The sequence below is a fragment of the Flavobacterium bomense genome, from assembly GCF_003970355.1.
The window spans coordinates 1-1,365 of the sequence record NZ_RYDJ01000117.1 but is presented as its reverse complement, the minus strand read 5'-3'; the positions used below and the strand labels follow the sequence as shown (position 1 = coordinate 1,365).

Genomic DNA, 1,365 nt, shown 5'->3' with positions numbered 1-1,365 from the left:
AAGGAAGGATTTTGGACATTGGAGCAGGAACAGGAGACTTTTTGTCTGTGGCAAAAAATGCTGGTTGGGAAACAATAGGAGTGGAGCCAAGTGACAGAGCGAAAGCAATTGCAAAAAGCAAAGGCGTTTCATTTGTAGAAGAAACATCTGAATTGGACAGTCATTCTTTTGATGTGATTTCGATGTGGCACGTTTTAGAACACGTTCCGGATTTGGACAAACAAATTAAAGAATTGAAACGATTATTAAAACCAACAGGAACATTAATTATTGCCGTTCCCAATTTTAAATCTTTCGATGCAAAACACTACGGAAAATTTTGGGCAGCTTTTGATGTGCCAATTCACTTTTGGCATTTTTCTAAAACAGCCATAAAAATACTTTTCGAAAAAGAAGAAATGATTTTAGAAAAAGTCTTACCAATGAAATTTGATTCCTTTTATGTGAGTTTACTTTCTGAAAAATACAAATCAGGGAAAATGAATTTCATGAAGGCGTTTTTTACAGGATTACAGTCAAATTGGAAAGCGAAGAAAGATTTTGAGTATTCGTCACACATTTACATCCTGAAAAACAAGCGCAACTCATTTTAAGCGCTTTTAAGCGATGTTTTTGGCTCAAAGGAGTAGATGAATTCAGATTTTTTACAAAATCGCTTATTCGAAAGCTGTGAAATTCGTTTCTAATAGCGATTGTTTATTATACTTGTTGTTTTAATAGTAAATTCTTATATCATAAATAGTGTAGCATTTTTCGAACTTTATAACAATGCTACTAATTTTTTTATATTTTTGTTGTCAATCTTTAAAAATTAGAAAAAAAAAAATAATGAAATTGAAAATTCACGAACACCTAAAAACAAATATTAAAAAGATGAGTAAAAAAATAATAGTAATTATTGCAATTGCAATTTCGATTGTTTCTTGCAATAAACAAGCAGCAGAAGTTGCAGCAGTAAAAACCGCTTATGTAGATACTTCGGTTTTAATGAAAGAATATACAGCCACAAAAGATCTAGATGCCAAGTATAAAGCAAAAGGAGAAGAGAAAGGAAGACAACTCCAAGCGGAAATAGACAGATTTAAGCAAGAAGCTCAAAATTTTCAAGCACAAGCACAAGCCAATGGACAAGCTTGGGCACAACAAAAAGGAGCTGAATTACAAAAACGAGAGCAACAATTAGCTCAGGCTCAACAAGCACTTTCTCAACAATTGCAACAAGAAGGAGGTACTGAGATGGACAGTTTAGTTTTAAACGTAAAAAAAACCATCAAAGCCTACGGTAAAGAAAAAGGCTTCACTTATATATACGGAACAGGTGATTCTAACGCCAGTATTTTATATGCTGAAGATAAATTAGACATT

2 protein-coding genes are annotated in these 1,365 nt (G+C 32.8%); both read left to right on the top strand.

Annotated elements, in window-relative coordinates; all coding sequences use genetic code 11:
• Positions 1-593, top strand: a 593-nt coding sequence (locus EKL98_RS16020; protein WP_148104442.1) for a class I SAM-dependent methyltransferase, incomplete at its 5' end; no start/stop codon positions are given.
• A 280-nt stretch (positions 594-873) separates the two neighbouring features.
• The coding region (locus EKL98_RS16015; protein WP_148104441.1) for an OmpH family outer membrane protein at positions 874-1,365 on the top strand (492 nt) is incomplete at its 3' end.